Here is a 23,051-nt window from a genome sequence, read left to right on the forward strand (position 1 = left end):
TAAGACGGACGGGCTGTTCGTAGACGAACGGCTGAACACCGTGTTGCGCGGGCTGAATCCGGCGGAGCGCGCGGTGTTGTTCGCGTACGCCGAGGGCGAGGGCACCACCTGGACGGAGGCCGCCTCCGCCGTCGGCGCCGCCGCGCCGGAGGCCTTCGGCGAAAGAGTCCGGCGCAAGGCCAAACGGCTCGCCGCGGAACAGGCCCGGCGCACCGCACAGCGGCACACCAACACCCCCCACCACCACGCCGTGACCCGCATCACACCCGCGTCCCGAAGATTCATTGCCGGTGGCCCCGCTGCCCGTCACCGAGAGGTGAAGCACCCCCGATCACGCAAGGAGCAGCAGACAGTGAACCGCGAGTCGGCCCACGACCGGCACCACCTCATCCCCGGGCGCCGTGCCGGAGACGGGACGGCGTACGTCGTCAGCACCGAGGACGGCATCCGACTGGAAAGCCCGGACAAAGACCGTTCCATCCGCATCAGGAAGTGGTCACTCCCCCTGCTCTCGGATGTTCCGCCGGACCTCGCGCGGGCCATCGCGGTCCGCGGCACCGCCTGCGGTACCTGGCCGAATCAAGAGGCAATACTGGGCCTGACCCGCAGGCCCACCAATAGGGACGCCGCCGTCGACCGCCTTGCCGCCGAGATTCTGGTGCTGCCGCGCAGTCAGCGGTGGCGGGAGGCTGTGTCCACCGCACTGGCCGGATCCTGGTGCGATCCGCTGTGGCAGACCGGCCAGCTGCCGGCCACCGCGCTCGGCGTACTGAAGGCGGAGGCCCGGACGGTGCACCGGCAGCTGGTGCCGCTGTGGGAGCAGGGGACCCGGCGCGGACGGGTGCTCTCCCTGGACGCCGACCTCGGCGGGGTGTCGCTGTACGACCTGGTCGCCGCCGACGTCGACCTGCTCGCGTACACCACGGACGGGGTGTACGAGGACGAGCGGCTCAACCGAGTGCTGCGCGGCCTGACCGAAAACGAGAAGCGGGTGGTGGTCGCGTACGCCGCGCGCGAGGGCACCACTTGGACCGAGGCCGCATCGGCCGTCGGCGCCCCCGAGCCGCAGGCCTTCGGCACACGAGTCCGGCGCAAGGTCAAACGGCTCGTCGACGAACAGGCCCGGCGCACCGCACAGCCGTACGGACATGTCGCGCAGCTCGGCCCGGCACCGGCCGGCGCCCGGGTCCTCGTACCCGGACGTGGTGAACGTGCAGATCAGCGCCCATCCGAGGGCTGATGGTGGCTGCCACCAGCCGTGCGGTCACCCAGACTTGCGCGCCTTACCCCCCGCTCCCGGAAACTCCTGGTCCTGTCGGAGTCCTCACCCCACGACACAAGGGGTGTGCCCCGTCCGCGCCCCATTCCGCATGCGAGACGCGCATGCCCGAACCCACGGGAGGAACCCGTCGTGTCCACGCTCGCTCTGCTCGTCGCCGTCCTGCTCGGCCTGGCCTTCGTCCTCGTCCCCGGCGCCCTCGCGTACCTGGCGTACCGGCACCCATCGGCCCGCGGGCCAATGGGCGTGGGCATCGCTGCCGTGGCCGCCATGGCCGCCATCGTCATCCCGATCGCCCTGCGCTGAGCCCGCGCCGGCCTCCCCGGAGGGCGCCCGGTGTACCAGCCCTGCGCGAGTGACACGGTCGGGGACGGGTGCATCGTCCGCGGCAGCGGTCTCCAGAGCGGGACCGGTCCGTTCCTACCCCATACGGCCAGATGTCAGCCCATTTATCAGGCCCTCGAGGATCAGGTCCTGGTCGACGACGTCGGCCTCCGGCTTTACAGCCGCTTCTCTACGATGGAGTTCTCGGGGAAGCGACCGTCTCTGTCTGCATCCCACCGAAGTGCTGCATAGATGTTGCCGCCGTCTGCGTGGAGTGATGGCCGGGAGTCAGATGCTCCCGGACCGTCGGAGGGGTGCCGGAATCCGGTCCATTCGTGCCCCCCATCACTCGATCGATTGACGTAGAGCTCACCATTGTTGGGACTTATGCATCCGACAGCCATCTCCTGCTGATAGCGGTAATTCGGATCCACGGTATTCCAGGTGAGGCTTCCATCAATTCCACCACGCACTACGGAGACATTTCGGCACTCCGCCTCGGGCCACTGGCATCCAACCGTGCGAGCATAGAATTCGCTGTCACTCGCGTTGCTGCTGGTCCCTATGCCGCAGGGTGTGGTGATGCACTTCTCGGTGGAATTGAAGCAGACGAATTTAGGGAAACCGCAATAGTCGTATGACTGGCCATAGGTGATTTGGTCTGGAATCGAGATGCATGAAGGGGCTCCCGCAGCTCCGGCGTTCGGGTTTCCGAGCCAGTACCCGTCGAACGAGGGCGTGATCGAAGTAGCTACTGATCCACGCTGCCGCTCAAGCATGCCGTTGCTGCGCGTTGCGAAAATGCTGAAGTGGTAGTTGCCGTCTGCGACTACAGATACGGCGACAGATGTGTCGGGGTTGCCGGGAACGCGTGCGAAGGGAGACCAGGAGGTTCCCTCCGGGTTGAGTCGACGGGACCACCAGACGCCGCGATCGGTGCCGACCACAAAGATGTACGTCTGCCCGTACATCGTAATTATTTCGGGTTCCGAGATGGTCAAAGCGTCAGGTATCCGCGCGGCTGCACCGTTGTTATGAGATACCCATACTCCATTGTCGGTGCCCCGAACCGCCCGATACTGATGAGTGACTCCGTCACTGGTGAATCCGGGAGTATCTATTGTTCTCGCTGCACCGCCAGTCAGCTGCCAGTTCGTCTCATTCCAGTTGGCCGATGCGGGTTCAGTGTAAGCAGTAAAAATCAGCAGGAAGCTGACGAGGAGAAGGGAGAAGGGGCGCATCATTGCGACAGCTCTCCGCCTCGCGAGGGATCCGTAAAATCCTGTCATCAAAGCACCATCCACTCTTATTTGGAGAGGGGTTTGGATGCTTCAAGGTAACTGCATGTGCATGCCACGTGTTGTCTGGAAGTGCACGGTCAATGCCTCTGTGTGCACGATGTCTCCCACTGCTCCCGCAGCGTCGCACCGACGGCTGGCCGCTCCCAGGCGCGCTCGGGTCTCGCTGCGCAGTGTGATGTTGCGGGCGTCCATGCCGACAACAGGACGCGGTAGCCGAGTACGTCCGCCTCCCAGATGGTCTCCGTGGCGCCGGCCTCGAGGCGGTAGGTGATCCACACGCAGTCCGGCGTGATCCTCAGGTCGAGGACGGGGTCGGCCAGCTGCGGCGTGTCCACCAGGCGCAGGATCTCGGTGTGCTGGTGGGCGAGCTGCTCAACGGGCGAGGCCTCGGACCGGATCCGGGCTGCGGTGGTGACGCGGGTGGCGCACTCGCAACCGGCAGGTACTCGAGGCTGCCGCCACGGCACGGCAACCGGAGATGGTCTGACCAGGTGCGACGGCTGCGGCCCTGAACACCGATGGGGTGTTCAGGGCCGCAGCCGTATGGGGCAGGTTCAGAGGGCGTCCGGATCGATGCCCTGCGAGCGGGCGAGGGCGAACAGGACTCGTTCGATCGTGTCCAGACGCTGTGCGATCGGCCGGTCCCCCGGTGCGCCGATGGCGTCGGCGAGGGAGTCGATGTTCCCGAATGCCGTGCGCTGCTGCTCACGGATCGTCGCCAGCTCTTCGCTGTGTTCTGCGAGCGTCCGGCCGGTGCGGAAGGCTTCCGCCTCCAGGTCCCGCAGCCGTCCGTCGTGCGTCCCCGCCTCATTCGCCATGGTCACCATCCTGTCAGACCCGCGCCCCAGCCATTGCCCCCGCTGACACACCCCACGAAAGGTCTGCGGCCGGGCCGGCGCGTCAGCTGAGCCCCTACGCGTTGGGGAAGCGCCGCCGGAACCATTCGAGTCGCCGCTGATGCGGGTGAAGGCTATTGGGCGTGCAGTGCATACCCGCCGGAGCGTCGCAGGCGGGGCAGGAGACGTCCAGCACGCTCCAGGACAGAGACTGTGGCAGCGGGCGTCGGTGGATCTCCTTGTGCCCGGCTTCTGCCGGGGGCTGCGCCTTGCCTGCTGCCTGGGCAACAGTCCGCGCAGACGTGGCTGCGCGGCGAGCGGTCTGTGGCCGGGCGCGGCTGCTGTCGGCACGCTTCTTCCAGGCGTTGATCTGGTCCTGCTGGTGGGAGTCGATCCGTGCGCCGGCCTGCGAGGCCTCGTTCACGACTTCGTTGACCAGCTTGCGCATGGCCTCCGGTGACAGTCGGCCTTCGCGGCGCTCCAGGATCCCCAGGAGCTTGTGTGCTCGCCCGGCTGCCTGCGCGGCCCGTTCGTCCTGCAGTTTGGCCCGTCGTGCAGCTGCCGCATCCTGTTGTCGTTTCGCGTGAGCCTTCAGAAGGGCCTCAGCCGCGGCCATGGTCTCGTTCTCGGTGTCGGTCCGGTCGTGATGCGCGACGGCCCGGAGGTGCTTTCGCAGCGTTCTGACCTGCACGAGATTCGAAGCGACGATCGCATCGTCCAGCTCGGAGAAGAGCTGGCTGCGCATGTGCGACTGCTTCTCCAGCCAGCGCTCCGCGTCCGATACTGCAGCCGCCAGCTGGGCCTCCATCTCTTCCCCGACACCGGTCAGATTCGCGATGTCCCGGCATATTTCGGTCACCACGAATCCGGAGTCCACTACGACGTCCACCCTGATCGCGTCGGTCAGTTTGCGCAGCAGCATCTTCGCTCGGGCGTGTGCGTCTGGGACCTTCCTGACCGTGCCCACGTTCCATTGAGCAACGGGCCGGGTGCTGCGGGAGCGCACGATCTGCTCCACCGCTGGCGTCGACAGGCCTCGCTCCGTCATCTCGCATTGGTCCAGCGTGAACCACTCGGTTTCCCTCGCGAACGCCTCGGTGCCGATATGGACCCTGCGGGCGGTGCCTTCGCTGTCGAGGCGGATGCGGTGGACGTACCAGCGGTCGATGAGCGTGTCCCGGTCGACCGGCACCGACACCCCGAGTACCGGCTCGCAGCCGACCTGGTCCCACGACGGCTCCACCGTCTGATCCAGATGTACACGCAGCCCGCCGCGGGGGAACCGGATCTCCACCACCGAGCCGATCGGTGCCCCTTCCGGCTGGACGAATTCGACGTCGGCCTGCTGGTCCCGGCTGCGGAGCCAGGCGGCGGCCGCGGACTTCACATACAGGTGGTCGGCGCTGCTGACCCCGCGGGCGCGTCGGCCGCACAGGTGAGGGTGCCCGTCGGAGCCCGGGTGGTGAGCGAAGTGGCAGACGCGGTCGGTGTACAGCTTGGTGGTCAGTTGCAGCCCGCAGCCTCCGAGCAGCAGCCCGCACCAGAACGTGTCGTGCTCGTGACGGCGGCGGAAGGCGTCCAGCTCGATCGCCTCCAGCGGCAGCATCAGTGGCTCATCCGAGTCCGCGCCGCCCAGGACCGCCGTCTGGATCTGCCGCCTGTCACCCCGCACGAAACCCCGCCTTTCGTCCCAACTCATCCTGCCATCCCCGGTGTTGGCCTCATAGACGATCGCCGTGCTCAAGCCGTCGTACACCGCGGGGCAGGCTCGGCAGCAGCGTCTGGCGTGCCGGCCTGCCGGGCGGCCCGCTCCGACCGGGCCCGCTGCAGCGCAAGGGCGCGGGTGGCCTCGGACTCGCGACGACGCTGGAAACGGGCGGCCTCGATCAGGGCTGGCTGATCGTCTGAGGGCGTCTGCGACTCCGGGAACGCCCGCCGACTGAGCTGGCGCATCGCCCTGGTCTGCCGCTCGACTGCCTCCGCGATGGACGGGTCGATGCGGCTCGGGGACACGACGGCCTGGTGCGCGGCGAGCGCCTCCTTGTAGCCGGGCGAAGCCGTCTCCCTGGTCTTCACCGGCGACGCCGGCACGGTCGGAAGCGGGTTCCGGTCGGCTGCCGCTGTGGCGGGGCCCGTCTTGCTGGTGGGCGACAGAACGTTGAGGGTGCTCACGTTCGCGTCCGGCACCGTCGTGTTGATGGCCGAGATCAGCTTCGGCGCGCTCCAGCGCAGCTTCGTGCCGTACGCGGGGGCCTCGGGCGCGACGTCCAGGCGACCGGTGTCCGCGTCGAACGCCACGGCCTGGACGTGACCGGCGAGTTCGGGCGCGGCCGCGGCGAGGATGTCGCCGAACCGGGCGAGGACGCTGCCGCCGGCGGCCGGGGTGACCATGCCGCGTTCGGTCATCATCATCGTGATGGCCGTGCCGAGCCCGAGTGGATCACGGCCGTCGCGCCGCACCACCTGGATCCGGGACCGCTTCGGCTTCGCCTTCTGGCTGCCGCCGTTCTTCTTCGCCGCCTCCCGGGCCGCGGCCAGGGCCTGGCGGGCGAGGTCGATGCGGCTCAGCTCGCTGCTCACGCGATCACCGCCCCGACCATGTCGCTATCGAGTGGCTGGGCCGCGAGCTCGGTCAGCCGGGCCGACCACGGCGCGGGCGCGGCCGTCTCGGTGTGGTGCGCCATCCGCTCGCGCAGCTGCTCCAGCCGCCTCACCAGCAGGTACTCGGCAGCGCGCTGCCGGGCGGTGTCGGCGGCCTTCGTCGCGGCGGCGACCGCGTCCGCGCCGTTCGGGTTCGCGCGGAACCACCTGCGGTTCTGCTCGGTCCTGTACGCCCGGCGGGCTTCCGCGTTGGCCTCCTCAGTGCTGCCGAGCCGCCCGAGGGCGCTGCTGCGGTACTCCGGCAGCGCCTGCTCCACCACCTGGAGGGCGTTGAAGGCCAGCACGGACGCCGCCGCGACCGGGTCCGCCTCCAGCTCGCCCGGCTCCATCAGCTCCAGGAACTGCCGGTGGGTGGCCTCGATGTCGGCTCCCAGCGTCACCCGGACGTGCGCGGCCACCGCCGCGACGTCAGCAGCGTCGTCCAGGTCGGCCGCCCAGATCGCCGCGACCAGCCCGGCCTCCGTGATCGCCGCCTCGGTCCGGCGCCGGTAACCGCACGCCTCGCACAGCCCGGCCGACCGCTGCTGCCCGCAGGCCTCGCACGGCAGAGCCTGCCGCATCGCTTCGGCGGCGGCCGCCGCCTGGCGCTCGCGCTCCCCCCGCTCCCGGGCCGCCGCACGGGCCGTCTCCCGCCGGGCCCGCGCCGCGAGCGCCTGCTCACGGCGCCACACGAAGTCCTCCGCCTCGATCGCGGCGTGCTCGCGCAGCCGGTCCTCGAGGACCTGGCGGCGCTCCGCCTCACCGATCCCGGGCAGCTCCCGGTCAATGTCGGCCGCGATCCGCACCCGGCGGGCACGGCGGATGTGGATCACGTTGCCGCAGTTGGCGCAGTCGCCACCGGTGTCCAGCCGGATCCCGTCGTCACAGCGCACGTCCGAGCAGGCCGGCCGCTGCACCAGGCCCCGCCGGGTGATCCAGCCGAACGGGCTGCTCACCCGGGCCTCGCCACCGACCTCCTGGAGCCGGTCGGTGAGCCGGTCGGCCAGCAGCCGCGGTGCGCCCTCCGGCTGCATCAGGAGGTCCTTCAACCGCTCCAGCTCAGCTTCCGCGGCCGCCACGACCTGGTCCTGCTGCCAGCGGTTCAGCCCCGCCCACAGCCAGGCGACCGGCCCCAGTGCCACCCGCAGAACAAGATCCTCCGGGAGGTCCACCCTCCCCTGCTGCCGCGTCTTTCCACCCACCACGGCCTTCGGCCGGCCACCGGCCAGGGTCCCGGCAGCACGCTGCCCACCCTGCTCATCGACCGCGGACTTGCCAGGCTTTTCCCCGCGAAGCGGGCCGACCTCCGCCACCTGCAACGCTGGCTCGGCAGCAGAGTCCTCGCCGCCAGGGGCCTGGTCCTCGCGCACGCACACGCCCTTCGGCCGACGGCCTTCCCTACCACGGCCTTCGCCGGAAAACGCATCTGAGAGCGAGAGCGAAGAGACGTCAGTACCCACAGCAGGGTGATCAGTGTGAAGGGCTGCCGTAACGTCGGGCTCTGCCGCACCGGCCTCATCTGCCACCCGCACATCGCTGACCTGCGGATCTGTGTCCGGCTCCGAGGCCTCACTATCCCCTGCCGCAACGTCGGGGTCTGAAAACTCGGGATCCGGTGCGGTCGCACGGTCCTCCCGCCGGGCGCTGGAGCTACCGCACTTGCCGTGCGCGGCGGCGACCGAGGGCACGATCAGCCGCGTACGGTGCGCGAGACGCGACGCCGTCGCCACCCGTACCCGCTGCACCAGGCCCCGGTCCTCCAGCCGCTCCAGGACCCGCTCGCCCGTCGACGCCTTGCAGCCCAGCAGCCGGGCCACCGTTGCCGCCGCACGGCCGCGCTTGGTGTCCACCGTCCCGCCGCACTGCCGCACCCGGCCGGTCTGCCGTGCCTTGAGGACCAGCAGGAGCAGCGCCAGCCGGTCCGTCGCCGCTGCGCGGCCCGAACGGCCACCGAGCAGCCCGGCCGGGATCACCCTGCCGTCCCGGTGCGTCCAGCCCGGCGCCATCACGGCCTCCATCAGCCGCAGCAGCGTCGCGAACTCCTTCTTCGACAGCGCCAGCGGATGCCCGACCACGCCGTACGCGGCCCACACCGGCAGCACCTTGCACCGCAGCCCGGTGTCCTGGCCGTACTCGCCCTCCGCCGTCTCGATGTCGACCAGGCCGGAGCGACGCAGCGCCGGAACCACATTCGACGCGACGTATGAGGCCGACAGCCCCAGCCACCGACCAAGCTCCGGCGTACGGATCTCCACCACACCCGACTCCGACGGCGTGCGCGACGCCAGCACGATCACCGCGAGACGGACCGCGTCCGACATGCCCGCAAGGCCAGGGACGTCCAGCAGCGCGCACACAGCACCACCCAGCCGGGCCCGGGTATCCCGCCCCAACGCGAGCGGATGGGCTGGACCGCGCACCGGCACCGGGCCGGCCTGCATGGGCACCGACCGCAGCCGCCGACGAGACACAGCGTTGACCGCGGCGGCCGACGCCGCCACGGCGCTCACCGGGCACCCCGAGAGAACGTCAGAACATGATCCATCCGGCGACCATGGACCAGATCACCTGTGGATAGATTTCGGCGAGCGGCAGCAAGCCTGTGGATGACTGATCCGGACGCGGATGCGACGCGAGCCGGGACAGAGGGATGCACGCCTTCCACGGGTGTCGAGATCGAGTCCCGGGTGACTCCGGACGTACGCGAGATCGCAAAGCTATCCCGAGTATCGAGATGTACCAGGTGAATCGGGCTGTGAAATCGGTCAAGCTGGGGTGCCACGGTTGAGCAAACAAGGATGAAACGGCCATATGTGGGCTGGCGAAAGCCCAATCGGTCGTGCAAAATGACGACGTCCCCCTTCTTTGAAGGCGGTCATGTCGAAGCCCCCTTGAGGTGCTTCGGGTTCTGTGGAGAACCGGAGTTGAACCGCTTGACCGGGTGCGAACCGGTCGGGCGATCCCTTCGGGGGGTCTGCGAAACCCTCCGGTGGTAGATGGGGCGCCAGCCGAGGTGAGTGCGAATCACCTGGGAGCTGGTCCCCGGCGGCGAAGCCGCTCCTCGACCTACGTCATTCCGCTCCCCTCAACCGAGGGGCTGACGGCTGTGCGCAGCACGAACACCCCGTCGACGGGCCAGCAACCGGCAAGGCTCCTGACCCCACGGCGGGGTGCTGTGTGTCGGGTGACGGGTACGGGTACCCTGATCACGTCGGCACCTTCCTTCACGCGAAAAGGGTGCTCGGCAGGCTTTCGGACCCCCACTACAAGGTCCGTCGGCCACGTGGCCCCGATCCCCGGCTTGCTCAAGGCCGGATGGAGGGGCCACTTTTTCTTTTGATCAACGCTGGGGATCACCCTACCGTTCCCGCTGAACTCAGAGCACTCCTGGGCTGTACGTGTCGCAAAGGCCCCCGCCTGCTGACGGCTCATCACGATTCGACACCTTCCGGCCGCTTTCGCGCCCCACCATGATCACCTGTATTGATCATCCGACGAGTGCTCACGATCCGAGCAGGGATCGGCTTCAAAGCCAAGGTGATTTGCGCGAACACCTCTGCGAATCCCGCCGCGTGGGAAACGACTTGATCGACCCGCCCGCCACACGGGCCGCAGCCGCGCCCAACCGCCCACGGCGCGGACACCGAACCAGCTCGTGCGATGCGATCGATAGGCTCGCTGACATGCAGCAGCGCCTCGTCCTCTTCGACTTGGACGGCACACTGGTCGACCGTCAGGCGGCCTACAGCGACGCCGTCACTGGCCTGTGCCGCGACCACGGCCTCGGTACCCCGGCCGAACAGTGGCTGCTCGCCCGGCTCGCCGACCGGGCGAATCCGAGCGACTTCGCCGAGCTGCGCACCGTCTACAGCCTGACCGAGTCCGCCGAAGAGCTGTGGCAGGAGTACGTCGATCGGATCGTGGCCGCCGTCACGTGCCGCCCTGCGGTCCTCGAGGGCCTCGCCGAACTCAGGGCCGCTGCCTGGACGATCGGCATCGTCACGAACGGGTCCTCTGACATCCAGCGCGCCAAACTCGCCGCGACCGGCATCACCGGGATGGTCCACGGCATCGCGGTCTCGGGCGACCTGGAGATCCGCAAACCCAACCGGGGACTCTTTGAACTCGCGGCCGCGCGCTGCGGCCTGTCCCTGACCGGCGGCGGCTGGATGATCGGCGACAACCCCGCCGCGGACATCTGCGGCGGCCACCAAGTCGGCCTGCGCACCACCTGGCTGCGCGGCCGCCCCTGGCCCGACGCCCTCCCTGCCCCGCACCACACCGTCGACGACGTCACCGACGCCATCACCATCCTGCTCAATGAGAGGCACTAACCCCGTGGACCAGCAGCCCACCGTCGGCATCCTCCACCCCGGCAGCATGGGCGCCGCCGTCGCCGCCTGCGCCGCGACGAACGCGACCACGGCCCTGTGGTGCGAGGCCGGGCGCAGCCCTGCGACCCTCGCCCGTGCCGAGAGATTCGCCCTGACCGGGGTGGCCACGCTGACCGAGCTGCTGGACCGCAGCGACATCGTCATCAGTCTCTGCCCGCCGGCCGCCGCAGAGGACCTCGCCGACGAGGTCGCTGCGCACCACTTCACCGGCGTGTATGTCGAGGCGAACGCCATCAACCCCGAGCGAACTGTGCGGATCGCCAAGCTGCTCGGGGCCACGGCGACCGTGGTAGACGGAGGAGTCATCGGCTCCCCGCCCGTGGGAGGAAAGAGCCCGACGCTGTTCCTGTCCGGCCCCGTTGCCGCGGTCACCCAGGTCGAAGCGCTGTTCGCGGGCACCGACGTACAGACGGGGATTCTGGGCACGGAGGTCGGGAAGGCGTCCGCACTGAAACTGTCGTACGCCAGCTTCCAGAAAACCTCTCGTGTGCTCGTGGCGCTCTCGGTCGGCCTCGCCCACGCGCACGGCGTCGACCAGGAGCTCCTCCAGGTCGCTGCCCGACGCAGCGACTCGTACCTCGCCGAGCCCGAGTACATCGCCAAGACCGCAGCCCGCGCCTGGCGGTGGGGCCCGGAAATGGAGGAGGTCGCCGACACGCTCGCCGCGGCCGGCCTCCCCCCGGAGATGCTGCGCGCGGCCGCGTCCACGCTGGCACGCTGGAACGACGCCAAGGACGCCGAGCTCACGCTCACCGACGCCCTCGACAGGCTCGCCCAGCCGTAACCCGCGCTCATGCCGACGTTGCTCCCACCCGCTGCACAAGCAGCTGGTGGATCAGCCGCGCCGACTCCTGCGGCGACACCGCCGAGGTGTCCACGGTGAGGTCCCAGACCAAGCCCGGGTGCGCGTCCAGGTCCTCCCGGGTCGCCTCCCACGCTGCCAGCCGCGCCGCCGTATCGCGGTCATCCCGTGCTTCGGACCGGTGCGCGGTCACCTCCTTCGGACACCACAGCAGCACCGTCGACCAGATGGCCGGGTAGCCGCCGACCACCGCATGGATGCCGTCGATCTGCCCGAGGTGTAGCACCGGCACCCCGACCGCGAACGTCGCGGCGAGCCCGGGCCGGTCGATCACGTAGGTGTTGCCGTACCGCTGGTTCGTATAGACGACGTCGCCGACGGCCTCCAGCGCGAGCAGCTGGTCGGCGGTGCCCATCCGGTAGCCGTCGCTCTTGCCCGAACCGACCTTGAGCCGCTCGAACTGCCGGTATCGGCAGTCGAGTTGCGCCAGGGCCCGAGTGACGGTGTCCTTGCCCGCGGCGGGTGGCCCGTAGAGGATGACGCCGTGCTTCATACCGGCACCGCTCCGATCGCCTGCCGGGCCTGATCCGCGAGCGAGATCGCGGCGCCCATCCGGTTGTCCACCACGAGATGTGGGACGGACGGGCGCAGATTCACGTTGACGGTGGCGATGTACTCCTGCCACCGCTCCAGCTTCCAGGCGTCCCGGGCCGCGCCGCGGTGTGAGATGTACTCGTGCATCGACTCCACATCGCATTGCACCCAGATCGGCGCGACATCGACGCCGTGCGACGCGCATTTGTTGATCAGACGCTCCATCCACGCCTGGTCTGTGAGCTCGGCGATGAAGGGTGCGGTCACCACGGTGCTGATGCCGCACGACACGTTCGAGTGGACGGCCTGCATCAGCGCGGCGTACTCAGCCGGCCGGACCTTCTCCCGGTAGAGATCGGTGTGCCGGTCGTGCGCCTGCGAGCCAAGCGCGGTCAGCAGCGGCTCCACCAAGGGTCGAGTCAGTGGGTCCTTGTCGACCAGTGGCCAGCCTGTCAGTTGCGTGAGGAACCGGGCGAACTCGGTCTTCCCGGAGCCGGCGAACCCGCCCACAAGCACCACGCAAGGCTTGTGCGGATCGCCGCCGGTACGGCGTCGTTTCCACGCCTCCATCACTCGCTGCTGCCAGCTGTAGCTGTCGAAGCCGTCCCCGTCCGCGATCCGCGTCAGCGCCCGCTCGACAGCTATCACATGCAGACCATTCCGCTGCTCAGGGAGCGGGGTGACCTCGAACTTGGTCTCTTCTCCGGGCAGCGCTGGCCGGAACCCGAGCGACGGCTCGGTCGCCCGGTACAGCAGGCAGTAGACCCGCCGGTACGGCGGGCCGGGGTAGCTCTCGCCCGTCTCGTGCTGGCTCAGGGTTTGGGGGTTCGCGGCCGGTACATCCTTCAGCCCGGCCTGCTCAGCAACCAGCCGTAGCCGTTCACCGGCTTCCTCAAGCGTCAGCCCGTGCCGTTCCCGGTGCTCCCTGAGCTTGTCTGGGCGCCAACCTGCGCGCTTCCCCACCCCGTCAGCCTCCGTCTTCACCATGATCCGGAGCCTAAGCGCGAGCTCCGAAAACCCGTGTGTAGCTACTCGTTGAAAAGGTGTTGAGGAACTCGTTCACCGAAGTGACGAGCGGATCGTGATGTTCCTCGGACCCCCCCGCCGGGTGTGATGGCTCCCACACATCGACGCACTTGAAGGGGTGGTCCAGTGGTCATCCACTTCAGGTCAGGAATGACCTCCATGCCACATGCCAGGCCTGAGGATGTCTTCCCAGACCTCAAGTGGACCGTCTTCGTCGGAGTAGAGGGTTCGCAGTACGAGAACTGGCACTGCTACGTCCGGCGGTACGTCGATGCCGAACTCATCGAGTTCGTTGTTGGAAGCAAGCCGTGCCGTGCTCCGCTCAGGACCTGCGATGATCGTTTTGCCGGTGCGCTCTGTGTACAGATCGTGCCGAAACTTCGGCATAGGGCCCTCGCTAAGGAGCTCCGGCAGCGGCTCCAGAGCTCGTATGTGGATCATGTTGAGAGCCAGGACGGTGGGTTTGTCGTCCTGCAAGAAGGTTCTGCTTCTCAACACGATCTCGTCGTACAGGTCGATGCCGAGAAGGTTTGCGATCTCGGGGTCTGCGCACGAGCGGAGCACCGAGCGAGAGTTCGCATAGCGCTCCCTGGGCGCGAGCGGCTTGCCGGTACGGCGAAGGCGCTCCAAGCGAGCGGCGCCGGTCAGAACCGACGGAGGAGTGTCGTTGGGCCCAAGGACGGTAGTGCCAATGCCCTGGACCGTGCGGATGATCCCTTCAGCCTCCAGCGCCTGATAGGCCCGATGAACCGTCGCGATGGCTCCCTTGCCTTCGTTGACGAGGGCCTGGACCGACGGGAGTCGGTCTCCGGGTCGATATACGCCGTTCGTGATCTGCGTCGCGATCTCATCGGCGATCTGTCGCCACTTCGGTGGCTTGGAGGCTGGAGCTGGCATGGCGACTCCACTCGCTTGTAGGTCGTAGTCAGTCAACCACATTCTAGAAGACCTTGACAGTCTTCTAGAAGACCAGCATTGTAGTGGCTGCGGCCGGAGCGACACGCCATTCGTGATGCTGGCATCGCCGCAAAACAGCAGGTGTAACCGCCTCTTCGGAGGCGGCGGCAGTGGGGTGAGCCGAGCTCCCCCGGCCGGGCGCCTGTACCGAATAGCTCCACCTGATCCACCTCGAACGGCGCTGCTGCGCTGTCTGTCCGCCAGGACCAACCTGCCGAAAGGCCGGCCTGGCGCGGCAGAGAAGGCAGCACCCGCACCCGATCCCACGTCAGGAGGATTCGATGCCCCGCAAGCGTCCCGGCCGCGTCCGGACCAAGAACACGAACCGCCGCGAGGCGCTCAAGCTCAGCAGCATGGCCCCGGAGGACTTCAACGTCCGACCCGGCGAGGCGAAGTCGATCGCCTGCCCCGACTGCCGCACCTGGCGCCGGATCATGGGCGACAAAGTCCTCAAGATCCGCGAGCACTGCATCTCCGACCATGTCGCGGAGGGCGAGAAGCACGTCACCTGCCCCGGCAGCGACCAGCGCGTGGTCATCGACATCGACGTCCGGCGCTGGCAGTCCGAGCAGAACCGGCTGCTGCGCGACGCGATGCCGCAGGAGAACCGGCGCGCGGCCCGCCAGTTCTACAAGCCGCTCCCGGCCCCGGCCGCCCCGGTCTCCCGGATCAAAGCGGAGGTCACGCTGGAGACAGCCCGCCAGTTCTACCTCGATCACCGCAAGGGCTGCACGCGGTGCGTCGGCGGCCAGCACTGCACGGACGGCGGCATCCTGGCCCGCCGCTACGTCCTCGCGCTCCACCAGGAGCCCGCCCGCCGCGAGGCTCGCGAGGAGCAGGAGCGCCAGGAGCGCCGCACCGCACGGAAGCTGGCAGAGCAGTGGCCGGCCGGCCGTCAGCGGCAATGGGCCAAGCACGGCGGCGAGGCGGTCGAGACGGCGAACAACCAGTGCGCGGAGCGCATCCCGGGATCGGTCTCCGAGTTCCGCGGTCCCCAGCTCCCGCTGGTGCCGAAAGACATGGAGGCGCACGACCAGCGCCAGGCCGAACTGGGCAAGCAGTACGCGCAGAGGAAGTCGGCTGCGTCAGCCGCCTGACCCGCACACCGAGACGATCGACCACGGCCCCGGCCACCCCGCGAACTGGGGAGGCCGGGGCCGTGGCTGCTCGTACGACCAGCCAAAACGACGACAGCCCCGGTGACTTGAGACCACCCGGGGCTGTCCAGGACCTAGGAGGACCTGTTGCAGCACAGCATCGCACGGAACGACGGCGACTCCGACCCGAACATGGATGAGGCCCTGCGCCGCGTCCGGCAGGGGAAGTGATCGGGATGGACTGGCGTCACAACGCGGTCTGCCGCGCAGAGGACCCCGAGCTGTTCTTCCCCATCGGCAGCATCGGCCCGGCGCTCCTGCAGATTGAGGAAGCCAAGGCCGTCTGCCGCCGCTGCCCGGTCATGGACCGGTGCCTCCAGTGGGCGCTGGAGGCCGGACAGATCGACGGTGTCTGGGGTGGGCTGTCCGAGGACGAACGGCGCGCGATGAAGCGCCGCACCGCCTGCAACCGAGCGCGGCAGGCGTCGGCGTGACAGACGCCGCCGCCCGCCAGCTGCTCGAGGCGCTTTACCGCAAGCACGCGCCGATGGTGCTGCGTACCGCAGCCCGCGCGCTGCGCCCCGAAGACCATGACCTCGCCGAGGACATCGCCCAGAACGTCTGGCTCTCCACCTGGCAGCACCTGCTCACCGGCCAGGACCTGCGCTCCCCGGTCGGCTTCCTCAGGACACGCACCCGCCGTACCGCGATCGACCACTACCGCCTGGCCCGCGTCAGGCGTGAGCAGGCCATCGATTACACCGACGACCTCGCCGTCGCCCACCTCGCCCGCCTGATCGGAGCCCCAGCGTGATTCCCACCGTCATCACCCTGCACCGCACCGAGCACGAGATCGGCCCCCGCCGCCCCGGCGCCATCTACCAGAACACCGACGGCCGCTTCGAGGTCCTCGTGCTGATCACCGACCCGCGCGAGGCCGCGAGGCAGCTGCGCCGCGACAGCGCCCGGTGGGCGGTCATCGTCCGCGACACCCTGCGCCCCGACGGCCAGCCCTTCGCGGTCGGCTCGGTGTGGACGACGTCCGACTACCTGATCCGCCCCGCCAAGGCCGTGCCCGCGTACGCGCCGGCCGCCTGACGATCCGCCACGGTCCCTCTCCCACCCCACCAGAGCAAGAAGGGGTGGGAGACGGGCCGTGGCTGGCCGTCCGACCAGCCATACGGCGGCGGCCCCGGAGGTTGAGAGCTCCGGAGCCGCCAGTACAGGAACTTGCAGAGGAGTCCCTGTGATCGACAGCATGACACGCACCCGCCCCGCCCCGGCAGACCAGGACGCCAACCGCCGTCTCGGCCGGCACCTCCTGGACGTCGTCCGCCGCCAGGACGCCGCGATCCCCGCCGACCGGCGCGCCCCGCGCACCGTCGCGGAGATGCACGCCCGCCTCGCGCAGGCCGACGGCGCCAGCCTCCCCGTGCCGCAGGCGCAGCAGCCATGCAGCAGCTGCGGCGGCGCGGGCGGCAAGGTCGTCGACACCAGCAGCGGCGGAGTCACCCGCCAGAGCTGGCAGAGCTGCGGTTCCTGCAACGGCAGCGGGGTGAAGTGACGATGAACGCCGTCACCAGCCTGACCGACGAAGAGCGCGCCGAGATGGCCCGCAAGGTCAAGGAAGCCAACAAGCAGTCGGAGAACCGGCCCCGCTGATGCCGCACCTCATACAGGCAGCCCGGGCAGCCCACCAGCGCGCTGCCCGGGCCGCCGCCCAGTTCGGCCCCCGGCACCCCCGCGTGACCACCCTGCTCGCCGCTGCCGCTCGCGCGGCATCAGCGGCGTGGGACGCGGGACACCGGGTTGCCGAACTCCATCCCCACCGACCCCGCCAGGAAAGGCGACAGAGTGCCTGACACCCTGCTCGACCGCTACCAGACCGCGCGCACTGTGTACCGCGATCACCGCGGCACCTGCACCACCTGCACGGACGCCAGCCGCTGCCCCGCCGGGCAGCGGCTGTTCCAGTCCTTCGCTGCTCTGCAGGATGCCTACCTCACCCGTCAGCGCTCCCAACGGCCCTGACGGCACGCCAGCCCGGAACCGCCACCTCTGTCGGCTGCCTGACCCGCACAGCCCGGCCCCGTCTTCCCCTCGGCGGCCGGGCTGTGCGGTGTCCAGGGGAGCCAGACAGCCGCTCCGCCCCGACCACTTCCCGGAGGCCCGTATGCGCACGGTCCCGTTACTGATCCCGCTGGACGACACCGGCCTGCCCCGTCGCCAGCCCCGTTCCCTGTGCCTGCACACCCCGGCCTGCCCGGCCGCCGGCAGCACGGACGCCGAGCGCGCCCGTGTCGTGGCCGGTCACCCGGAGCAGGGCTGGAGCCTGCTGTGCAACGGCGTCGTGATCTTCGAGGACACCGGCGAGCTGCTCCCCGACGGCCGGGTCATCTTCCCGCACCGGCCCCTCGCGGCCACGGCCTGAGGGCTGCCTGATCCGCCCGCACCGACCGCCGAACTCTGGCGGCCGGGACGGGCGGTGACTGGGAGCCGGACAGTCCGGACCACGTGCCCCGTCAAGGAGTTGCCGTGCGCGACAGCGCCCAGAGCACCACCCCCGCGATCGAGTTCCAGCGGGGCCAGTTCGTCCTGTACCGCGACCCGGAGATGTTCTGGACCGGACAGACGGGCCACACCTTCGTCTGCCGCATCAGCCGGGTCTGCCTGAGCGACACCTACGACCTGACCCCGCTGCCGAAGGGCAGCCCGATCTACTTCGCGAACCCGGACTACATGCGGCTGCTGCCGGCCGTCGACGCGATGCGCGACATCGACACCGCGCCTCTGAGCACCGACGGCGCGGTCGACGACATGACCGCGGCCGCCATCGCCTGGCTCACCCAGCAGCACGCGACCGCCAACCAGCGGCCGGAGCTGCCCGCCCAGCGCGACTGACCGAATCCCGTGAACCCGCCGCCCCGCCCGGGGCGGCTTCGACCTGGAAGGAGGCGGCGTGGCCGCCACTCGAACCCGTAACAAGAGGCCCACCGCCCGCAAGAAGCCGGCACCCCGTCCGGCTCCGCAGCCCACCGCCTCCGCCGCCCCCGACGCTCCCCCGGCCCCGGTCGGAACGGTGGAGCCGGAGATGGACTTCGAGGCGCTGGCCCGTGTCGCGGACGCCCGGGACCGGGCCGCCGACATCATCGACACCGCGCGCGAGCAGGGCGCCGCCCTCCAGGCGGAAGCCGAGACGGCGGCCGCGCGCACCGTCGCCGACACGCACGAGCAGGTCACCATGCTGATGACCCAGGCGCAGAACCGCGCCGCGGGCATCACCGCCGACGCCGACCAGGAGGCCACCGCGCAGCGCGCGGCGGCGAAGAGCGACCTGGAGACGGCGCGCGGCGAGGCCGACCGGCTCCTGGCGGAAGCCCGCGACCGTGCCGCGACCCTCGTGAAGGAGGCCCGCGCGCAGGTCGCCGACCTGACCGAGCTGGCCGCCACCGACCGTGAGGCGACCGGCAAGGCGATCGCCGAGCTGCGGCGCCTGGCGGAGGCCGACCTCACCGAGATCAGCGCCCTGGTCGACCAGCGCCGCACCGAGGCCGGGCAGATCCTCGCCCGCGCCCAGGAGCAGGCCGACGCACTGGTGGCCGCGGCGCAGCGGGAGGTCGACCAGGCCCGCGAGCGGTTCGCCCAGCTCGCGGCGACGGCGGCCGAGCAGTACGACAGCCGCCGCGCTGAGGCGGAGGCGCTGTACACGGACGCGGTCAGGGCCGCCGACGACCGGCGCCGCGAGGCGGACCAGCACGTCGCCGCCGCGCACACCGAGGCGGAGCAGGCCCGCACCGAGCTGCGCGAGAAGCTGCGCGCGCTCACCGACCAGTTCGACACGGAGGCCGCCACCAAGCGCAAGGCCCTCGCTGACGACCTCGCCGGGCTCAAGCAGGCGTGCGACAAGCAGCGCGAGCGGCTGCGGGAGGAAGCCAAGACCGTCGCGGTACAGCTGCGGGAGGCCGCCCAGAAGGAGGCCGACCGCATCACCGCGGAGGCGCAGCGCAAGGCCAAGGGCATCACCGACCGGGCGCAGGCCGATGAGGCCCGCGCCCGCCGGCTCCTCGACGAGGCCCGGGAAGCGAAGCGGGCCAGCTCCCGCTTCCGCGGCTGGCAGCACAACCTCAGCCGCAAGGCATGGAAGACCGCCCCGTGGATCGCGCTCGCCGCCGGCGTCGGGCTCGCCGCCTCCGGCGAGTACGAGTTGGCCCGCATGGTCGGCATCAACCAGTACGTCGCCCCGCTGCTGCCGGTCAGCATCGACGTCTACTGTGTCACCGCGTTCCGGGCCAAGAAGGACATCCCCTACGCGCTGCTGCTGATGGCGTCGGCGAACGTGACGTTCCACCTGTCCGAGCAGGCCCACATCGTGAAGGAAGGCCAGTCGGCGCCGTGGCCGCTGACCACGTTCGTCGTGCTGATCTTCGTGGCGGTCATCTGGCGCGTCCACACGCTCATGCACGACGACGGTACGAACGGGCACGGCAGTACGGCTGCTATGGATGGCCGTACCGGTACGGATAGCGGAAACGGAACGCCCGCGCGTACAGGTACGCACCGGCGTGCCGACGGAACGGACAGCACGTCGTCCAGCCGTACAGGGGCCGCCAGCAACGACCTGTACGCCGCTCGCAGCGCGGTCCGGCCGGAGGAAATGGGCACCGGACGGGACGGTACGGACCCTGTACGCCCCGCCTCGCACCCGCCGCACGATGACGGGTCCGAAGCGGCCGTGACCAGGGCGTACAGCGACCGTACAGGCGGCGTACACACCACCCCCAACCAGGCTCGGCGTACAGGTACAGCGGCTGTGGGACGTACCGGGGCGGCCAGCGCGGCCGTACAGGTGCGCACCGGGTCAGTCAGCGTCCGTACACAGTCCGGCGGCGAGGGCGTTCCGGAGGCCCGTACAGGTACGGGTGCCGCGTCTTCTCCTGCAACCGGAACCAGCGGTACGGCCGGTGCCGACCGTCCCGGTACGCCTGTACGGACGGACGCTGAACTCCTGCCGCTCGTACAGAACCTGCCGCGCGACGAGGACGGCTTCGTCACCCTCTACCAGGTCCGCACCAAGCTCAGCGTCAACCAGTCCCGCGCAGTCCGGCTGCTGAAGGAGGCCGGCCTGCTGCGCCCCGAGGACGCGGACAAGCACCTGCGCTGATCCGCCGTCCGGCACACACCAGTGAGGGCCAGCCCATTCGACCTGGGCTGGCCCTCGCTGCGACTGCCGGAAGCAGTCACAGATCCCCAAGTACACCAGGAGGAATCCCCGCCGTGAACAGCAACGACGACCAGAAGCACGTCCCTCTGCGCGACGTCGCGCAGAGCCCGGAGGCAACCGCCCGGTACCTGGCCAACGTTCAGCGGGTCCTGCTGGACATCGGCAAGAACCTGGAGACCCTGGCGATCGAGACCCGCGTGCACCTGCGCGGCACGAACGTGGAGGGCGACCGCTGGTACCACGCCCGGCTGCGGGCGATGCCCGTCGAAAAGGCCCTCGGGCAGGTCCTCAAGAACCTCAACGACCTCACCGACGGCCTGGAAAAGACCGCCTATAAGCGCCGCGCCCACGACGAGGCCGTCGTGAATACGGCCAAGGAAAGGAAGGAAAAAGAGCTGGAAAGGCAGCGCAAGAAGAACCCGCAGCAGCTCCAGGCCGCGCCCAACTCGACGCAGCAGGGTGCACAGAGTCAGAATTCCGGCTATAGTGTGCCCGCGTCGATTTACGACCTGGGTAACAGGGAGTCGGCGTGACGCGCCCCCTCAGCAGCATCGAACGCTCCATTCACGGGCGGAACGGCTGGCTGCAGGAAGAAGAGCGCAAGGCGATCGAACGTCGCGGAGAAAGCGGCCGGATGGAATTCTGGCTCCGCGTTACTCGGTCCGAAATCACGAGGGAAGTCAAAGCCGGTCGCGGCGATGTCCTCACCGCATTCACGCTGGTCTGCCGCCTCTTCAAACTGGTGCTGGAGAAGCGGCAGGCGGGCGACCCGCGGCTGTTCGACCACCTCATGCAGTACGCGGACACCGTCCTGAAGCAGCACGGCCTGCGTAACTGAGCGTCACCCACGAAGGCCCCGCCGGGCTCCGGCGGGGCCTCGCGCGCGTAAAGCGTGCACACGTGCACGTGCACACGCGTGCACACGAGACCCCACTGTCTGTCAAGTCCCCCTGGAGGGAGGTGCACCGTGTCAGACGAGTCCGACGACGCCGGCGGTGGAACCCTGGTCCACGGCCCGTGGAGCGGTGATTCCACCTACACGCTGCCGCCGATCCCGGATTTCATCGACACCATTCCCCCGCCGGAAGACATTCCGGCCGCTCCCCCGGAGAGCCCGGAGGAGACCACGATGGAACTGCCACCGATTCCGGCTGCTCCGGACCCTGCGGCGGCGCTGCGCTCCGACGGAATTACGGCACCGGAAACCGGAGAAGATGACGGCGAATACGAGGAAGGTGAATACGCTCAGCCTCGTTCGCTCGCTGACCGTCTCGGTGACTGGCTTGAATTCAGGCTGGAAAGGGCGCGGGCCAATCATGAAAGCGAAGCGCCTTTCCGTGAGGCTGAAATAGCACGGAAGGCTGCGCTGCTGGAGGGACGCACCGCGCAGGAAGTCGCGATGATGGAGCAGAACGGAAAGCTCCACGCCGCGATGATGAAAGCGAAGGGCGACAAAGCGGCGGCGCGGTCAAAGGCAGACGCCGACCGCATGAAGTCGCCGGGCTCCGGCCTGGGGGCGGACAAGGGCCGCTCGAAGGCCGGCGGTGGCGGCGGGTCCTCGCGTGGCGGGGGCGGCAGCGGCGGCGGTCCGTCCCGCAACAACTCGGGTCCCGGCTCCAAGGGCTCCGGGGCGCGTGGCTCCAACTCCGGCGGCAGCGCCGGGCGTTCGGGGTCCGGGGCGACCGGGGGCAGCGGAGGCGGCAAGGGCGGCACGAAGGGCTCCCAGACGGGTTCTGGTGGCCGTACAGGCGGTTCCGGGCGCAACGGGTCGTCAGGGGGCTCGAAAGGCTCTCAGACGGGCTCTGGCAGCTCCAAGAGCGACGGCCCGGCCTCCAACGCCCGCGCTGAGCGGGCCCGCGGCCGCCAGGAGCGTGCCGGGGCCCGCCAGGCCGCCCGGCAGGAACGGCGCAGTGCCGGGCACGCCGCCGGCATCGCCGACCGGTCCAAGGACCGCGACCAGGCCCGCGCCAACCGGCAGCAGAACCGGGATGACCGCCGCGCGAAGCGGCAGGAGCGGGACGCCGCACGGAAGGAGAAGCGGGAAGCCGCGGCGTCGGCCGAGCCGGGCCGCACCACCTTGGGCCAGGCCGTCGCGGAGGAAGCCCAGCGCCGCTTCGACAAGCGCCGCGCCGACGCGAAGGACGCGAAGGACGGCAAGGTCGGCGCGGAGAAGGTGAGCCTGACCAAGGACAAGGACTCCAAGGCCAAGGGCACCGACGGCAAGGGCGAGGAGGCCGCCAAGGACGGCCCTGACGGGGCCTCCAGCGACACAAAGGACGCCCCGGCGTCCGATGAGGCAGGCAGGGAATCCAAGGGCGGTGACGGGCCGTCTGACGACTCGAAGAAACGGCGCCGGTTCCGGCGTCGGCGCACCGGCAGCGGAACCGGCAGGGACGGTCGGCGGGGCCGCACCGGTCGCACTGGTCGTGCCGGGCGGCGACGAGGCTGGGCATGGGACGGGGCGGAGGATTCCGCCCCGACGGTGGAGTGGCCCGACGGTCGCCCGAACCGTCCCAACCCGCAGCCGGACACCAGCGAGGACATCCCGGACGCGGTGATCGTCGACGACGAAGCCGACCC

At 69.6% G+C, this 23,051-nt stretch carries 25 protein-coding genes; 16 read left to right on the top strand and 9 right to left on the bottom strand.

What is annotated here, in order from left to right:
* Positions 1-1,240 (top strand): hypothetical protein (locus AQJ64_RS42760; protein WP_159060347.1); only part of this gene is annotated, 1,240 nt, incomplete at its 5' end.
* A 171-nt stretch (positions 1,241-1,411) separates the two neighbouring features.
* Positions 1,412-1,585, top strand: a complete 174-nt coding sequence (locus AQJ64_RS49950; RefSeq protein WP_167738964.1) for a hypothetical protein — start codon at positions 1,412-1,414, stop codon at positions 1,583-1,585.
* 194 nt (positions 1,586-1,779) lie between these two features.
* Here AQJ64_RS49950 and AQJ64_RS49445 read toward each other — a convergent pair whose 3' ends face one another.
* The 6 genes from AQJ64_RS49445 to AQJ64_RS42785 all read right to left on the bottom strand — a co-directional run bounded on the left by AQJ64_RS49445 (position 1,780) and on the right by AQJ64_RS42785 (position 8,701).
* On the bottom strand, positions 1,780-2,847 hold the full coding sequence (locus AQJ64_RS49445) for a PLL family lectin (RefSeq protein WP_157880841.1): 1,068 nt from the start codon (positions 2,845-2,847) through the stop codon (positions 1,780-1,782).
* A gap of 134 nt (positions 2,848-2,981) precedes the next feature.
* Positions 2,982-3,239, bottom strand: a complete 258-nt coding sequence (locus tag AQJ64_RS42765; protein ID WP_157880842.1) for a hypothetical protein — start codon at positions 3,237-3,239, stop codon at positions 2,982-2,984.
* 219 nt (positions 3,240-3,458) lie between these two features.
* Positions 3,459-3,722, bottom strand: a complete 264-nt coding sequence (locus tag AQJ64_RS42770; RefSeq protein WP_055631999.1) for a hypothetical protein — start codon at positions 3,720-3,722, stop codon at positions 3,459-3,461.
* Between the two features lie 94 nt (positions 3,723-3,816).
* The gene (locus AQJ64_RS42775; protein ID WP_240512477.1) at positions 3,817-5,484 is read right to left on the bottom strand and encodes a hypothetical protein; all 1,668 of its coding nucleotides are present in this window, start codon (positions 5,482-5,484) and stop codon (positions 3,817-3,819) included.
* Positions 5,481-6,320: a DciA family protein gene (locus tag AQJ64_RS42780; RefSeq protein ID WP_055632001.1), complete on the bottom strand. Its 840-nt coding sequence runs from the start codon at positions 6,318-6,320 to the stop codon at positions 5,481-5,483. Before AQJ64_RS42780 ends, AQJ64_RS42775 begins: the two co-directional genes overlap by 4 nt.
* On the bottom strand, positions 6,317-8,701 hold the full coding sequence (locus AQJ64_RS42785) for a hypothetical protein (RefSeq protein WP_240512478.1): 2,385 nt from the start codon (positions 8,699-8,701) through the stop codon (positions 6,317-6,319). Before AQJ64_RS42785 ends, AQJ64_RS42780 begins: the two co-directional genes overlap by 4 nt.
* Before the next feature lie 1,362 nt (positions 8,702-10,063).
* On the opposite strand from AQJ64_RS42785, the gene AQJ64_RS42790 reads away from it, so the two are divergent.
* Positions 10,064-10,714: an HAD family hydrolase gene (locus tag AQJ64_RS42790; RefSeq protein ID WP_055632002.1), complete on the top strand. Its 651-nt coding sequence runs from the start codon at positions 10,064-10,066 to the stop codon at positions 10,712-10,714.
* Positions 10,701-11,558 carry an NAD(P)-dependent oxidoreductase gene (locus tag AQJ64_RS42795; RefSeq protein WP_055632003.1) on the top strand — a complete coding sequence of 286 codons (858 nt, stop codon included), beginning with the start codon at positions 10,701-10,703 and terminating at the stop codon, positions 11,556-11,558. The genes AQJ64_RS42790 and AQJ64_RS42795 overlap by 14 nt, the downstream gene beginning before the upstream one ends.
* A 7-nt stretch (positions 11,559-11,565) precedes the next feature.
* On the opposite strand, the gene AQJ64_RS42800 is transcribed toward AQJ64_RS42795, so the two are convergent.
* The 3 genes from AQJ64_RS42800 to AQJ64_RS45040 form a co-directional block, all read right to left on the bottom strand.
* Entirely contained in the window at positions 11,566-12,129 is a 564-nt protein-coding gene (locus tag AQJ64_RS42800; protein WP_055632004.1) for a phosphotransferase-like protein, read from the bottom strand.
* The gene (locus tag AQJ64_RS42805) at positions 12,126-13,157 is read right to left on the bottom strand and encodes an AAA family ATPase (protein ID WP_055632005.1); all 1,032 of its coding nucleotides are present in this window, start codon (positions 13,155-13,157) and stop codon (positions 12,126-12,128) included. Before AQJ64_RS42805 ends, AQJ64_RS42800 begins: the two co-directional genes overlap by 4 nt.
* A 183-nt stretch (positions 13,158-13,340) precedes the next feature.
* The gene (locus AQJ64_RS45040) at positions 13,341-14,129 is read right to left on the bottom strand and encodes a GntR family transcriptional regulator (RefSeq protein ID WP_240512479.1); all 789 of its coding nucleotides are present in this window, start codon (positions 14,127-14,129) and stop codon (positions 13,341-13,343) included.
* A 305-nt stretch (positions 14,130-14,434) separates the two neighbouring features.
* Here AQJ64_RS45040 and AQJ64_RS42815 point away from each other — a divergent pair, with 305 nt between their 5' ends.
* The 12 genes from AQJ64_RS42815 to AQJ64_RS42865 all read left to right on the top strand — a co-directional run.
* Positions 14,435-15,250, top strand: a complete 816-nt coding sequence (locus AQJ64_RS42815; protein ID WP_055632006.1) for a hypothetical protein — start codon at positions 14,435-14,437, stop codon at positions 15,248-15,250.
* 236 nt (positions 15,251-15,486) lie between these two features.
* Positions 15,487-15,744, top strand: a complete 258-nt coding sequence (locus AQJ64_RS42820) for a WhiB family transcriptional regulator (RefSeq protein ID WP_055632012.1) — start codon at positions 15,487-15,489, stop codon at positions 15,742-15,744.
* Positions 15,741-16,064 (top strand): RNA polymerase sigma factor, encoded by a 324-nt coding sequence (locus AQJ64_RS42825; RefSeq protein WP_055632007.1) that lies wholly within the window; start codon positions 15,741-15,743, stop codon positions 16,062-16,064. The genes AQJ64_RS42820 and AQJ64_RS42825 overlap by 4 nt, the downstream gene beginning before the upstream one ends.
* Positions 16,061-16,348 (top strand): hypothetical protein, encoded by a 288-nt coding sequence (locus tag AQJ64_RS42830; protein WP_240512480.1) that lies wholly within the window; start codon positions 16,061-16,063, stop codon positions 16,346-16,348. The genes AQJ64_RS42825 and AQJ64_RS42830 overlap by 4 nt, the downstream gene beginning before the upstream one ends.
* Positions 16,349-16,508: 160 nt before the next feature.
* On the top strand, positions 16,509-16,814 hold the full coding sequence (locus AQJ64_RS42835) for a DnaJ-like cysteine-rich domain-containing protein (RefSeq protein ID WP_157880843.1): 306 nt from the start codon (positions 16,509-16,511) through the stop codon (positions 16,812-16,814).
* Between the two features lie 290 nt (positions 16,815-17,104).
* Entirely contained in the window at positions 17,105-17,281 is a 177-nt protein-coding gene (locus AQJ64_RS49955; protein WP_099053878.1) for a hypothetical protein, read from the top strand.
* A gap of 208 nt (positions 17,282-17,489) precedes the next feature.
* Entirely contained in the window at positions 17,490-17,681 is a 192-nt protein-coding gene (locus AQJ64_RS42840; protein WP_055632014.1) for a DUF5999 family protein, read from the top strand.
* A 104-nt stretch (positions 17,682-17,785) separates the two neighbouring features.
* Positions 17,786-18,151 (top strand): hypothetical protein, encoded by a 366-nt coding sequence (locus tag AQJ64_RS42845; protein WP_099053879.1) that lies wholly within the window; start codon positions 17,786-17,788, stop codon positions 18,149-18,151.
* 58 nt (positions 18,152-18,209) lie between these two features.
* Positions 18,210-20,411 carry a coiled-coil domain-containing protein gene (locus AQJ64_RS42850; RefSeq protein WP_059203521.1) on the top strand — a complete coding sequence of 734 codons (2,202 nt, stop codon included), beginning with the start codon at positions 18,210-18,212 and terminating at the stop codon, positions 20,409-20,411.
* 113 nt (positions 20,412-20,524) lie between these two features.
* Positions 20,525-21,004, top strand: a complete 480-nt coding sequence (locus tag AQJ64_RS42855) for a hypothetical protein (protein WP_055637715.1) — start codon at positions 20,525-20,527, stop codon at positions 21,002-21,004.
* Positions 21,001-21,309, top strand: a complete 309-nt coding sequence (locus tag AQJ64_RS42860; RefSeq protein ID WP_055637716.1) for a hypothetical protein — start codon at positions 21,001-21,003, stop codon at positions 21,307-21,309. The genes AQJ64_RS42855 and AQJ64_RS42860 overlap by 4 nt, the downstream gene beginning before the upstream one ends.
* Positions 21,310-21,438: 129 nt before the next feature.
* A partial coding sequence (locus AQJ64_RS42865; RefSeq protein ID WP_244902732.1) for an ATP/GTP-binding protein occupies positions 21,439-23,051 on the top strand: 1,613 nt, incomplete at its 3' end.

Source organism: Streptomyces griseoruber, assembly GCF_001514205.1.
Taxonomy (GTDB): Bacteria; Actinomycetota; Actinomycetes; order Streptomycetales; family Streptomycetaceae; genus Streptomyces; species Streptomyces griseoruber.